Raw genomic sequence first — 12,930 nt, 5'->3', positions numbered from 1 at the left:
GTCGTCACTTCGAGACGTTGACGGCGGCAGGAGCGTCCTCGCCCAGCAGCTTGCCGTCAGAGGTCTCGAACTGCTTCTTGAACTCCGCGATGGCGTCACCGACGGACTGCAGGGTGTCGTCGGACATCTTGCCGCCCTCACGGATGGAGGTCATGAGACCCGAGTGGTTCTGGCGGAGGTACGCCAGGAGCTCGGCCTCGAAGCGACGGATGTCGACGACCGGGACGTCGTCCATCTTGCCGGTGGTGCCGGCCCAGACGGAGACGACCTGGTTCTCGGTGGGCATCGGCTGGTACTGAGCCTGCTTGAGCAGCTCGACCATGCGCTGTCCACGCTCCAGCTGCGCCTTGGAGGCCGCGTCCAGGTCCGAACCGAAGGCGGCGAACGCCTCCAGCTCACGGAACTGGGCGAGGTCCACACGGAGGCGACCGGAGATCTGCTTCATCGCCTTGTGCTGGGCGGAGCCACCGACACGGGAGACCGAGATACCGACGTTCAGGGCCGGGCGCTGGCCGGCGTTGAACAGGTCGGACTCCAGGAAGCACTGGCCGTCGGTGATGGAGATGACGTTGGTCGGGATGAACGCCGACACGTCGTTCGCCTTGGTCTCGACGATCGGAAGACCGGTCATCGAACCGGCACCGAGCTCGTCCGAGAGCTTCGCGCAGCGCTCGAGCAGACGCGAGTGCAGGTAGAAGACGTCACCCGGGTAGGCCTCACGGCCCGGCGGGCGGCGCAGCAGCAGCGACACGGCGCGGTAGGCGTCGGCCTGCTTCGACAGGTCATCGAAGACGATCAGGACGTGCTTGCCCTGGTACATCCAGTGCTGACCGATGGCGGAACCGGTGTACGGCGCCAGGTACTTGAAGCCGGCCGGGTCGGACGCCGGGGCGGCGACGATCGTCGTGTACTCGAGCGCGCCGGCCTCTTCCAGGGCGCCGCGAACGGACGCGATGGTCGAGCCCTTCTGGCCGACGGCGACGTAGATGCAGCGAACCTGCTTGTTCACGTCGCCCGAGCGCCAGTTGTCGCGCTGGTTGATGATCGTGTCGACACACAGCGCGGTCTTGCCGGTCTGACGGTCACCGATGATCAGCTGACGCTGACCACGGCCGACCGGCGTCATGGCGTCGACGGCCTTGTAGCCGGTCTCCATCGGCTCGTGCACCGACTTACGGGCCATAACGCCCGGGGCCTGCAGCTCGAGGGCGCGGCGGCCCTCGGTCGCGATCTCGCCGAGACCGTCGATCGGGTTGCCGAGCGGGTCGACAACGCGGCCGAGGTAGCCCTCACCGACACCGACCGAGAGGACCTCGCCGGTGCGCTGCACCGACTGTCCCTCCTCGATGCCGCTGAATTCGCCGAGGACGATCGCACCGATCTCGCGCTCTTCGAGGTTCAGCGCGAGGCCGAGGGTGCCGTCCTCGAACTTCAGCAGCTCGTTCGCCATGGCCGAGGGAAGACCCTCGACCTTCGCGATGCCGTCGCCGGCCAGGCTGACCGTGCCGACCTCCTCGCGCGAGGCCGCGTCCGGCTGGTACGACTGGACAAAGTTCTCCAGTGCGTCCCGGATCTCCTCCGGCCGGATCGTGAGCTCCGCCATCTGGGTTCCCTGCTCTCCTTGTTGGGCCCGAAGTTTCTTAAGGGGTCTGGGGGCCGACCCCCAGGAATCTTCTGCAATCTCTGCACGGCCCAACCGGGCCGCTGGTGATGCTGTGATGCTTGTTGCTTTGGTGGCCGCAGCCGTCAGCCGGCCAGTCGTCGGGTCGCCTCGCCGAGGCGCTCCGCGATGGTCCCGTTGATGACCTCGTCGCCGACCTGCACCGTGATCCCGCCGAGGACCGCCGGGTCCACGTCCAGGTTCAGGTGCATCTCCCGGCCGTACAGCTTGGCCAGGACGGCACCGAGCCGCTGCTTCTGCTGGTCGGACAGCGGCACCGCCGAGGTGACGACGGCGACCATCCGGTTCCGGCGCGCCGCGGCGAGCTTGGAAAGGGACTCGAGTCCCGCTTCCAGGCTACGTCCCCGGGGCTGGGTCACCAGACGGACGACCAGGCGCTCGGTGGTCGCGTGGGCCTTGCCGCCGAGCAGGCTGCGGAGCAGCTCGCCCTTGGCGGTGGCCGTGGCGGCCTTGTCCGTCAGCGCCGAGCGGAGCTCGGGGCTGGAGGACACGATCCGGCCGAACCGGAACAGCTCGTCCTCGACGCCATCGAGCGCGCCCGCCTTCTGCGCCGCGGTGAGGTCGGCGATGTTCGCCAGCTCCTCGGCCGCGTCGACCAGGTCACGCGAACGCGACCAGCGGTTGCGCACCATGCCCGAGACCAGGTCGACGGTCTCGCCGCCCACCTGTCCGCTCAGGAGTCGCTGCGCGAGCTCGGCCTTGGCCTCACCCGACTGAGCGGGGTCGGTCAGGACCCGGCGCAGCGACACCTCGCGGTCGAGGAGCGCGGTGACGGCGGCCAGCTCGTCCGAGAGCTTCGTCGCGTCGACCGGCGTGTTGTCGGTCAGCGCGTCGAGGGACTCGCGGGCGGCGGACAGTGCCTCGCGGCTCGCTCCGTTCATCGGACGGCCTCTGCCTTCTCCTCGAGCTCATCGAGGAAGCGGTCGATCGTCCGGCTCTGGCGGGCGGTGTCCTCGAGGGACTCGCCGACCAGCTTGCCGGCCAGGTCGGTGGCGAGCTTGCCCACGTCCTGACGCAGCGACGCGGACGCGGCCTTGCGGTCGGCCTCGATCTGCGAGTGGCCGGCCGCGATGATCTCCTCGCGCTGGCGCTGGCCTTCCGCCTTCATCTCCTGGATGATCGCGGTGCCCTGCTCCGTCGCCTCCTGGCGAAGACGCGCGGCCTCGTGGCGGGCCTCGGCGAGCTGAGCCTTGTACTGCTCCAGCACGCTCTGGGCCTCGATCTGGGCCGACTCGGCCTTCTCGATGCCGCCCTCGATGGCCTCGCGACGCTCGTCCAGAACCTTGTTGATGTTCGGGAGGAGCTTCTTGGCGAGGAAGCCGAAGACGATGACGAAGGCGATCAGGCCGATGACGAGCTCGTCAAGATGCGGGATCAGAGGAGGCTGGGGCTCCTCCGCCTGCGCAAGAAGAAGCGCGTTCACATCAGTGCCTTCCGTAAAAGAATCGGGCAGTCGGTCCGGCTTACTGGTAGACGAAGCCCATGACGATGCCGATGAGGGCGAGCGCCTCACAGAAGGCGAAGCCCATGATCTGGTTGGTGCGGATCAGGCCGGCAGCCTCGGGCTGGCGGGCGAGAGCCTGCGTACCGTTACCGAAGATGATGCCGACGCCGACGCCGGGGCCGATCGCGGCGAGGCCGTAACCGATCGAGGCGACGTTGCCGACGACGTTGGTCTTGGCGCTGCCACCTTCGGCGGCAAGGTTGATCATGTCGAGAGCAGCGGACATGCCGTTACTTCCTTCTCTTTCAATGACCCGGTGGGGGTTGGCCACCGGACGACTGATGGTTTCGGGGGTGGAGCTACGGGGCCGGGACGGCTCAGTGGTGCTCGGAGAGCGCGCCCTGGATGTAGCTGCAGGCCAGGAGCACGAAGACGTACGCCTGGACGGCCTGGATGAAGAGCTCGAAGGCGGTCATCACGAGGACCATCACGAACGAGGCGCCGGCGTAGACGAAGCCCAGGCCGTTCATGAGGTACCAGGTGGCCAGCGAGAACATCACGATCAGCAGGTGCCCGGCGAACATGTTCGCGAACAGTCGCACCGCGTGCGTGAAGGGCCGGATCAGGAGGTTCGAGAAGAACTCGAGGACGACGACCATCGGGAGGATGGCACCGAGGGACTTGTCGTAGCCGACGATGTTCTTCCAGCCGCCCACGAAGCCGTGCTTCTTGAAAGTGAGCGAGATCCACATGACGTACACGATCAGCGCGAGACCGGCCGGGAAGGCGATCAGCGAGGTGACCGGGAACTGGGCGAGCGGAATGATCGACCAGAGGTTCATGATCCAGACGAAGAAGAACAACGACACCATGAAGGGGACGTACTTCTCGCCGTCCTTCTTGCCGATGATCTCGTAGACGATGCCGCGGCGCACGAAGTCGTAACCGGCCTCGCCGACCATCTGCATCTTGCCGGGGATCAGCTTGGGCTTGTTGAAGGCGGCCCAGAAGAACCCGACGACCACGATCGACCCGAGCACGGCGAGCAGCATCGGCTTCGTGATCTCGATGCCGGCCACCGTGGCGATGGGCTCGTACATGAACGTGTGCAGGCCCGGAGCCGGGAAGCCGCATCCACTGAAGATGTGGCAATCCGGGTCGAAGGCAAGCGTCTGGTCAGCACTCACCGCGGGCTCCTTCAGCGTGGCGCATAGGTACGGCAACCTCGTTGTGTCGGCGCGGCACGCAGCCGCGGGTCGGCACTGGACTGGTCTTACGGATAAGGGGGCGGCGGTTCGGCATCGAGCCTCGCGCTGGGACAGGCGTCTCGGATGCCCGCGCCCGCAGTGCCGCAGTTGGCACCGGACGATAGCAGGAAGCCGAACGTGGCTTTATCCCGGCCCTACCCTTCACGACTTCGACCCCGTGTTTCCGGGGTCGATGTACGTGATCTTGGCCTTCATGTAGGCACGGGCCTGTGCGGCGACCCACACCACGGTCGTCGCGAGCAGCGTGAAGGCGAAGGCCTTGAAGTCGAACAGCGTGGTGTTCTTGAGCAAGGCAAGGAAGATGAAGAGCACCAGCAACTGGGCCGTGTAGAGCATCAGCCCCATGGCCTGGAAGAGGTGCGGAAGCGACTTCGCCGTCCGCTGCAGAACCAACTGCCCGATGCCCATGAAGAGGATCACGACCAGAGTGCCGACGACGGCGCCGATCGCGCCCTTGCCACCCGCGAGCACGCCGCTGATGACCGTGGCGACAGCGCCGACGACAGCGGTGGGAACGATGGTGTGCAGAAGGATGCGTGCGTCGTTGGACGGCATGGCGGTGTCTCCGCTTGCTGGAGGGGGCGATGGTGTCGTCATGGACGAGCGTAAGCCCGGTCCGAGGTGGGTCTCGGGGCCAACGGACCGTCGCACTACGGTCTTTCGGCACTGTCGCCGGGTCTCGTGAACGGTATCACAAACTATTTGAGTAGTTCTTTACCCGTAAGGTGTGCCAACTGTCACACATGAGGGTTACTCCGCGCGTGTGTGCACGACACGAGGGCGAGTTGTCTGGTATTGGCCGCCGAAGCGGCTTTCGTCAACTCGGCGTTCCGGCCTTCCGCCGATCGGTGAAGCGCCCTCGGTTGCCGATGGCGGTGGCCCCGTGGAGCCCCGCGGGCACCGGAACCCGCTCTTCCTCCGACGCCGTCGGGTCCTCGTCGTCGTCACCGATCGCGACGGCCTCCGGCACGGGGGCCGGCTTGCGGCGCCGGTAGCGCGGCGGGACGACGGACTGCGCCCAGCGCGGGGCACGCGGCGTGAACCGCGGCAGCAGGAGCAGCACCAGACCGATCGCGCTGAGCACGGTGATGCCGAGGACGATCCACATCGAGGCCGAGTGGACCGAGTACGCCAGCGTCCCGAAGGCGATCAGCGCCGACCAGAAGTACATGATCAGCACCGCGCGGCTGTGGGAGTGCCCGATCTCCAGGAGCCGGTGGTGCAGGTGCCCGCGGTCGGCCGCGAACGGCGACTGGCCCTTCCACGTACGGCGCACGATCGCGAGGATCAGGTCCGCCATCGGGATCGCGATGATCGTCAGCGGCAGCACCAGCGGGATGAAGACGGGCAGGGCGGCGTGGGTGGCCTGCCGGGTCGAGCCCTCGAAGATCTTCAGCGCGTCCGGGTCGACCTGGCCGGTGATCGAGATCGCCGAGGCGGCCAGGATCAGGCCGATCAGCATCGAGCCCGAGTCGCCCATGAAGATCCGCGCCGGGTGCATGTTGTGCGGCAGGAAGCCCAGGCACATGCCCATGAGGATGGCGGTGAAGAGCGTCGCGGGGGCGGCGGCCTCGATCGTGTAGCCGTACCAGAGCCGGTACGCGTACAGGAAGAAGGCCGCGGCGGCGATGCAGACCATGCCGGCGGCGAGGCCGTCGAGACCGTCGACGAAGTTGACCGCGTTGATGGTGACCACGACCAGGGCGACCGTCAGGAGCGTGCCCTGCCCCGAGGTCAGCGAGACCACGCCGACGCCGGGGATCGGCAGCCACAGGATCGTCAGACCCTGCGCGACCATCACGCCCGCCGAGATCATCTGCGCGCCCAGCTTGATGAGCGCGTCCAGCTCGAACTTGTCGTCGAGGACGCCGATCAGCCAGATCAGCGCGGCGCCGGAGAGCAGCGCGCGCGGTTCGTTGGACTGCTCGAAGACACCGTTCAGGTTCTGCAGGTTGTCCGCGACGAGCAAGCCCGTGCACAGCCCGAAGAACATGGCGATGCCACCGAGCCGCGGAGTCGGTTCTCGGTGTACGTCGCGGGCGCGGATCTCCGGCATCGCCCCGGTCGCGATGGCGAACTTCCGCACCGGACCGGTGAGCAGATAGGTCACCGCGGCCGTGACACAGAGCGTCAGCAGGTAATCACGCACGGGCTGCCCCACAGGAATCGCTGGCCATCTCAGCCCCACACCCTAGCCGTGCCGTCCATGTGCTTGGAGACACGCGGGCCACCCGAACGGTTGCGCTCGGGTCCTCCTCAGCGTCCATACGGGGGAAATCGGCCGGTCAGAGCACGTACTTCCGCCCTGACGCGGGCGGTCTCAGCGGGTTCATCACGCAGCGCCGCGGTGAACAGTGCGGCAATTCTCGCCATCTCCGGGGCGCCCATGCCCTGCGTGGTGACGGCTGCCGTGCCGAGCCGGATGCCGCGCCCCTCCCCGTACGGGAGGGCGCAGGTGTCGAGCACCATGCCGGCGGCGGCCAGCCGGGCGCGGGCGGTGCGGCCGTCGATGCCGAGGGGTGCGGGGTCGGCGGTGATGACGTGGGTGTCGGTCCCGCCGGTGGTGAGCGCGAAGCCCTCGGCGGCGAGCGCGGCGGCGAGCACCTTCGCGTGTTCCACCACCTGATGGGCGTACGTGGCGAACGCCGGAGTGGACGCCTCGCCGAACGCCACCGCCTTGGCCGCGATCGTGTGCATCTGGGCGCCGCCCTGGGTGAACGGGAACACCGCCCGGTCGATCCGGCCCGCGAGCTCGGCGCCGCACAGGATCATCCCGCCGCGCGGTCCGCGCAGGACCTTGTGGGTGGTCGCGCAGACGACGTCGGCGTACGGAACGGGGCTGGGGGCCGCTCCCCCGGCGACGAGCCCGATGGGATGGGCCGCGTCGGCGATCAGATACGCCCCGACCTCGTCGGCGATCTCCCGGAAGATCCGGTAGTCGAGGTGGCGGGGGTACGAGATGGAGCCGCAGACGATCGCCTTGGGGCGGTGGTGCCGGGCGAGCGCGGCGACCTGCTCGTAGTCGACGAGGCCGGTATCGGCGTCGACCCCGTACGGGACGAAGTCGAACCACCGGCCGGAGAAGTTCGCGGGCGACCCGTGCGTGAGGTGCCCGCCGTGCTCCAGGCCCATGGCCAGGACGGTGTCCCCGGGCCTCAGGAGGGCCGCGTAGGCCGCCAGGACGGCCGAGGAGCCCGAGTGCGCCTGCACGTTCGCGTGGTCGGCTCCGAAGAGCGCGGTGGCCCTCTCCACGGCGATCCGCTCGGCGGCGTCGGCGTACTCGCAGCCGCCGTGGTGCCGGGCGCCGGGATACCCCTCGGCGTACTTGTTGGCGAGCGGCGACCCGAGGGCGGCGAGGACGGCGGGCGAGGTGAAGTTCTCGGCCGCGATCAACTGCAGACTGTCGCTCTGCCGCCGCACCTCGCCGAGCAGCACGTCGGCGATCTCCGGGTCCTGCCGGCGCAGGACGTCGAGATCCTCATCGGGGGGCGCGGTGACCGGCATGCCACCAATGTAGGCACGCCCCCCTCAGCCCGCCCGTTTTAGACCTGCTCCCGACGCGCCCCTCCGACCGCCGGGCCTGGCCGGGGTCACACGGCCGAGGGACGTCAGCCCCGCGCCGAAACGCCCGTCAGCGCCGTCACCACAGGATCCAGCGCCTGGTTGATCTCGTCGCCGATCGAGCGGAAGAAGGTGATCGGGGCGCCGTACGGGTCGTTGACCTCGTCCGCGTCCACCGAAGGGGCGAGGAGCCACCCGCGTAGAGCCGCTGCCGCGCGGACCAGGGCACGCGCGCGTTCCACCATGCCCTCGTCGTGGGCGTCCGGGAGGGTGGCGGGGTCGATCGCGCGGACCAGGCGGGTGAACTCCTTCAGGGTGAAGGTGCGCAGGCCCGCCGAGTGGCCCATCGAGATGACCTGGGCGCGGTGGTCGCGGGTGGCCGTGAGGACCAGGTCCGCGCGGATGACGTGCTCGTCGAGGAGCTCGCGGCCCACGAAGCCGCTGTAGTCCGCGCCGAAGTCGGCGAGGACCAGTTCGGCGTTGGCCTCCATGGGGGCGCCCTCGTGGCCCCAGGTGCCCGCGCTCTCCACGATCAGGCCGCCGCCGAGAGGGTCGCCGAGGCGGTCGCACAGGGCATGGCGGGTCAGCCGCTCGGTGATCGGCGAGCGGCAGACGTTGCCGGTGCTGACGTGGAGGATGCGGAAGGTGTTGCTGTCGTCGAACCCCGCTATGCCACGCCCCTCAGGGGCGGTCAATGTGCCACCTCGAGGTCGGGTACGACCTTCCGGAGCTCCTCCGGGGACAGCGCGCCCTCGCGCAGCAGCACCGGCACCTTGCCCGTGACGTCGACGATGGACGAGGGGACGATGCCGGGCGTGGGGCCGCCGTCGAGGTAGACGGAGACGGAGTCGCCGAGCATCTGCTGGGCGGCGTCACAGTCCTCCGGCGACGGGTGGCCCGTCAGGTTCGCCGAGGAGACGGCCATCGGGCCGACCTCGGTGAGCAGCTCGATCGCGACCGGGTGCAACGGCATGCGGATGGCGACGGTGCCGCGGGTGTCGCCCAGGTCCCACTGGAGGGACGGCTGGTGCTTGGCGACGAGGGTCAGGGCGCCGGGCCAGAAGGCGTCGACGAGCTCCCAGGCGTGCTCGGAGAAGTCCGTGACCAGGCCGTGGAGGGTGTTCGGGGAGCCGATGAGCACGGGCGTGGGCATGTTGCGGCCCCGGCCCTTGGCGGCCAGCAGGTCCGCGACGGCCTCGCTGCTGAAGGCGTCCGCCCCGATCCCGTACACGGTGTCGGTGGGCAGCACGACCAGCTCGCCCCGGCGGACGGCGGACGCGGCCTCGCGCAGACCGGTCACACGATCGGTGGCTTCGTTGCAGTCGTATCGCCGTGCCATCAGTTCCCGGCCTCCTCGTACGCGTGGTTCGTCATGGCGGTCATGCCGGTCATGGCATGGCCTTGCGGGCGGTCGCGAAGCGCGGCCGGTTGTTCAGGTCCGGGTGGTCGGCGGCGTCGGCCCAGCCGGCCTCTTCGTTGAAGATCCACGGCACCTGCCCGCCCTGGGTGTCCGCGTGCTCGATGACGACGAGGCCGCCGGGACGCAGCAGCCGGTGGGCGGTGCGCTCGATGCCGCGGATGGTGTCGAGGCCGTCCTCGCCGGAGAAGAGGGCCATCTCCGGGTCGTGGTCACGGGCCTCGGGTGCCACGTACTCCCACTCGGTGAGCGGGATGTACGGCGGGTTGGAGATGACCAGGTCGACCTGGCCGTCGAGCTCCGGGAGGGCGGTCAGCGCGTTGCCCTGGTGGACGGTGACGCGGGAGCCCTCGGCGTTCTTCCGGGTCCACACGAGGGCGTCGTCGGAGAGCTCCACCGCGTGCACGCGCGAGCGCGGGACCTCCTGCGCCATGGCGAGGGCGATGGCCCCCGAGCCGGTGCAGAGGTCGACGATGAGCGGTTCGACGACGTCCATGGCGCGTACGGCGTCTATGGCCCAGCCGACGACCGACTCGGTCTCGGGGCGGGGCACGAAGACGCCGGGCCCCACCTGGAGCTCCAGGTAGCGGAAGAACGCCCGGCCGGTGATGTGCTGGAGCGGTTCGCGGGCCTCGCGGCGGGCGATCGTCTCCCAGTAGCGGGCGTCGAAGTCCGCGTCCTTGACGTTGTGCAGCTCCCCCCGCTTGACGCCGTGCACGAACGCGGCGAGCTCCTCCGCGTCGAAACGCGGTGAGGGAACGCCGGCGTCGGCCAGCCGCTGGGTGGCCTGGGCCACCTCGGCAAGCAGCAGGTTCACGCTGGTCCTCCGTGGTGCGGGGTGGGGCTTACGGAACTTACGCCGCGGCGAGCTTGGCGGCCGAATCGGCGTCGACGCACGCCTGGATCATCGCGTCCAGGTCGCCGTCGAGCACCTGGTCCAAGTTGTACGCCTTGAAGCCGACGCGGTGGTCCGAGATGCGGTTCTCCGGGAAGTTGTACGTCCGGATCTTCTCGGAGCGGTCGACGGTGCGGACCTGGCTGCGGCGGGCGTCGGCGGCCTTGGACTCGGCCTCCTCCTGCGCGGCGGCGAGCAGTCGGGACCGCAGGATGCGCATGGCCTGCTCCTTGTTCTGGAGCTGGCTCTTCTCGTTCTGGCAGGAGGCGACGATGCCGGTCGGCAGGTGGGTGATGCGGACGGCGGAGTCGGTGGTGTTGACCGACTGGCCGCCGGGGCCCGACGAGCGGTAGACGTCGATGCGCAGGTCGTTGGCGACGATCTCGACCTCGACCTCCTCGGCCTCGGGCGTGACGAGCACGCCGGCGGCGGAGGTGTGGATGCGGCCGGCGGACTCGGTCGCGGGCACGCGCTGCACGCGGTGGACGCCGCCCTCGTACTTGAGGCGGGCCCAGACGCCCTGGCCGGGCTCGGTGGCGCCGTTGCCGCCCTTGGTCTTCACGGCGACCTGGACGTCCTTGTAGCCGCCCAGCTCGGACTCGGTGGCGTCGATGATCTCGGTCTTCCAGCCGACGCGCTCGGCGTACCGGAGGTACATGCGGAGCAGGTCGCCGGCGAAGAGGGCGGACTCGTCGCCGCCCGCGCCCGCCTTGATCTCCAGGATGACGTCCTTGTCGTCGCTGGGGTCGCGCGGGACGAGCAGGAGGCGGAGCTTCTCGGTGAGCTCCTCCCGCTGCTTCTCCAGCAGCTTGACCTCTGCGGCGAAGTCGGGGTCGTCGTGCGCGAACTCGCGGGCGGTCTCGATGTCGTCACCGGTCTGCTTCCAGGAGCGGAAGGTGGCGACGATCGGGGTCAGCTCGGCGTAGCGCTTGTTCAGCTTGCGCGCGTTCGCCTGATCGGCGTGGACCGAAGGGTCCGCGAGCTTGGTCTCGAGATCGGCGTGTTCGCCGACCAGTTCCTCGACCGCCTCGAACATCGGGGGCTCCTGGGTTTTCGTCAGTTGCTACGGGGACGGCAAAGCGCCGGTCCCGGCCACCCGCGCGGGGGCGACCGTGGACCGGCGCAGGGGCTCGCTACTTCGCGGCGGAGCCGGCCTTGCCGAAGCGGGCCTCGAAGCGAGCCACGCGGCCGCCGGTGTCGAGGATCTTCTGCTTGCCCGTGTAGAACGGGTGGCACTCGGAGCAGACCTCGGCACGGATGGTGCCTTCGGAGAGGGTGCTACGGGTGGTGAACGACGCGCCACAGGTGCAGCTGACCTGGGTCTCGACGTACTCGGGGTGAATCTCGCGCTTCAAGGTGTCTCCTAGTTTCGGGAGGGCACCGGGTCGCCTCCGCGGATTGCGGAAGACGTGAACCGGGGCCGACGTACCAGTCTGCCAGGACCGGCCGCATCTCCCCAAACCGGGGTCCGGCCGAAAGTATTCCCCGGCTGTCCGGGGGGCTACTTCACGAGGCCGTCGGCCTTGCCGGTGGCGGCGTCCTTCGTCGCCGACGCGGGGATCGGCCTGTCGGTCTTGAGGGCCGTCCAGACCTGCCGGGACTGGGCCTCCAGCGGGATGACGCGGTTGGGGTCGACGGGGTCGTACTCGACCGGCAGCGTGACCATGTGGACGTTCTGGGGGGCGATGCCGGAGAGGCCCTTGGCGAAGCCCATGAGCTCCTGGACGGAGTCGAGCTCGGAGTCCGGGGTGATGGCCTTGGTGGCGGCGTCGGCGAGGTCGAGGAGCTTGGCCGGGTTGGTGAAGACGCCGACGTCCTTGACCTGGTCGATGAAGGCCTTCATGAAGGCCTGCTGGAGCTGGATGCGGCCGAGGTCGCTGCCGTCGCCGACGCTCTTGCGGGTGCGGACGAGGCCGAGGGACTGCTCGCCGTCGAGGGTGTGGGTGCCGGGGGCGAGGTCGAGGTGGCTCTTGGAGTCCTGGATCGGCTGGGTGGTGGTGATCTCCACGCCGCCGAGTTCGTCGATGAGCTTCTTGAAGCCGGTGAAGTCGACCTCGATGTAGTGGTCCATGCGGATGCCGGACATCGCCTCGACGGTCTTGACGGCGCAGGCCGGGCCGCCGACCTCGTACGCCGTGTTGAACATCGCGCGCTGCTCGCCGGGGACGGAGGTGCCCTTCCCGTCGGTGCACCGCGGCCGGTCGATGAGGGTGTCGCGGGGGATGGAGACCACGCTGGCCTTCTTGTGGCCCTCGTAGACGTGGACGACCATCGCGGTGTCGGAGCGGGCGCCGCCCTCGTCCTCGCCGTACGCGGCGTTGGCGCCGGAGCGGGAGTCGGAGCCGAGGACGAGGATGTCCAGCGAGCCGTTGTCGACGTCGTCGGGGCGCTCGGTGCCGAGCTGGGCGTTGATGTCGACGCCCTTGATGTTGCCGTCGAGCTTGACGTACACGTACCCCAGACCGGCCCCGCCCAGGACGAGGACCGCGGCGGCCCCCGACAGGAGGATCGCCAGGCGGCGCCGGCCCTTGGCGGGCGGCTTGCGGCGGCGGCCGCTTCCCGCGCCTGGGGGTCCCCCCACGCCCCCGGGGCGTCGGGGGCGTATTCGGCCGGTGTTGTTCTGCTCGGTCATCGTCTTCCCTCAGGCCCTCGGTTCACCATGTG

At 69.2% G+C, this 12,930-nt stretch carries 14 protein-coding genes; all 14 read right to left on the bottom strand.

Annotated elements, in window-relative coordinates:
- Window positions 1–4: 4 nt before the first annotated feature.
- The gene (gene atpA / locus ASC82_RS09360; protein WP_024761912.1) at window positions 5–1,603 is read right to left on the bottom strand and encodes a F0F1 ATP synthase subunit alpha; all 1,599 of its coding nucleotides are present in this window, start codon (window positions 1,601–1,603) and stop codon (window positions 5–7) included.
- 143 nt (window positions 1,604–1,746) lie between these two features.
- The gene (locus ASC82_RS09355; protein ID WP_056644112.1) at window positions 1,747–2,562 is read right to left on the bottom strand and encodes a F0F1 ATP synthase subunit delta; all 816 of its coding nucleotides are present in this window, start codon (window positions 2,560–2,562) and stop codon (window positions 1,747–1,749) included.
- Entirely contained in the window at window positions 2,559–3,104 is a 546-nt protein-coding gene (locus ASC82_RS09350; RefSeq protein ID WP_024761914.1) for a F0F1 ATP synthase subunit B, read from the bottom strand. The genes ASC82_RS09355 and ASC82_RS09350 overlap by 4 nt, the downstream gene beginning before the upstream one ends.
- 40 nt (window positions 3,105–3,144) lie before the next feature.
- Complete coding sequence (atpE, locus tag ASC82_RS09345) at window positions 3,145–3,411, bottom strand: ATP synthase F0 subunit C (RefSeq protein WP_024761915.1); 267 nt, start codon at window positions 3,409–3,411, stop codon at window positions 3,145–3,147.
- 91 nt (window positions 3,412–3,502) lie between these two features.
- Entirely contained in the window at window positions 3,503–4,312 is an 810-nt protein-coding gene (gene atpB, locus ASC82_RS09340) for a F0F1 ATP synthase subunit A (RefSeq protein ID WP_055641315.1), read from the bottom strand.
- 222 nt (window positions 4,313–4,534) lie between these two features.
- Window positions 4,535–4,948, bottom strand: a complete 414-nt coding sequence (locus ASC82_RS09335) for a hypothetical protein (RefSeq protein ID WP_024761917.1) — start codon at window positions 4,946–4,948, stop codon at window positions 4,535–4,537.
- 262 nt (window positions 4,949–5,210) lie between these two features.
- Complete coding sequence (locus tag ASC82_RS09330) at window positions 5,211–6,542, bottom strand: MraY family glycosyltransferase (RefSeq protein ID WP_056644110.1); 1,332 nt, start codon at window positions 6,540–6,542, stop codon at window positions 5,211–5,213.
- A 107-nt stretch (window positions 6,543–6,649) separates the two neighbouring features.
- Window positions 6,650–7,897, bottom strand: coding sequence for a serine hydroxymethyltransferase (gene glyA / locus ASC82_RS09325; protein ID WP_056644108.1), 1,248 nt, complete (start codon window positions 7,895–7,897; stop codon window positions 6,650–6,652).
- Between the two features lie 104 nt (window positions 7,898–8,001).
- The gene (locus ASC82_RS09320) at window positions 8,002–8,649 is read right to left on the bottom strand and encodes a protein-tyrosine-phosphatase (RefSeq protein ID WP_056644106.1); all 648 of its coding nucleotides are present in this window, start codon (window positions 8,647–8,649) and stop codon (window positions 8,002–8,004) included.
- Window positions 8,646–9,293, bottom strand: a complete 648-nt coding sequence (locus ASC82_RS09315; protein ID WP_024761921.1) for an L-threonylcarbamoyladenylate synthase — start codon at window positions 9,291–9,293, stop codon at window positions 8,646–8,648. Before ASC82_RS09315 ends, ASC82_RS09320 begins: the two co-directional genes overlap by 4 nt.
- 49 nt (window positions 9,294–9,342) lie before the next feature.
- The gene (gene prmC / locus ASC82_RS09310) at window positions 9,343–10,188 is read right to left on the bottom strand and encodes a peptide chain release factor N(5)-glutamine methyltransferase (RefSeq protein WP_024761922.1); all 846 of its coding nucleotides are present in this window, start codon (window positions 10,186–10,188) and stop codon (window positions 9,343–9,345) included.
- A 37-nt stretch (window positions 10,189–10,225) separates the two neighbouring features.
- A complete protein-coding gene (gene prfA, locus ASC82_RS09305) occupies window positions 10,226–11,302 on the bottom strand; it encodes a peptide chain release factor 1 (protein ID WP_056644103.1) in 1,077 nt (358 codons plus the stop codon).
- A gap of 97 nt (window positions 11,303–11,399) precedes the next feature.
- Window positions 11,400–11,621, bottom strand: a complete 222-nt coding sequence (gene rpmE / locus ASC82_RS09300) for a 50S ribosomal protein L31 (RefSeq protein WP_024761924.1) — start codon at window positions 11,619–11,621, stop codon at window positions 11,400–11,402.
- A 146-nt stretch (window positions 11,622–11,767) separates the two neighbouring features.
- Window positions 11,768–12,898, bottom strand: a complete 1,131-nt coding sequence (locus ASC82_RS09295; protein ID WP_056644101.1) for an LCP family protein — start codon at window positions 12,896–12,898, stop codon at window positions 11,768–11,770.
- Window positions 12,899–12,930 lie beyond the last annotated feature (32 nt).

The organism is Streptomyces sp. Root431, from assembly GCF_001426585.1.
In the GTDB taxonomy this organism is placed as follows: domain Bacteria; phylum Actinomycetota; class Actinomycetes; order Streptomycetales; family Streptomycetaceae; genus Streptomyces; species Streptomyces stackebrandtii.
Note: the sequence above shows the minus strand (reverse complement) of the source record. Positions and strands in the feature narration are given on the sequence as shown.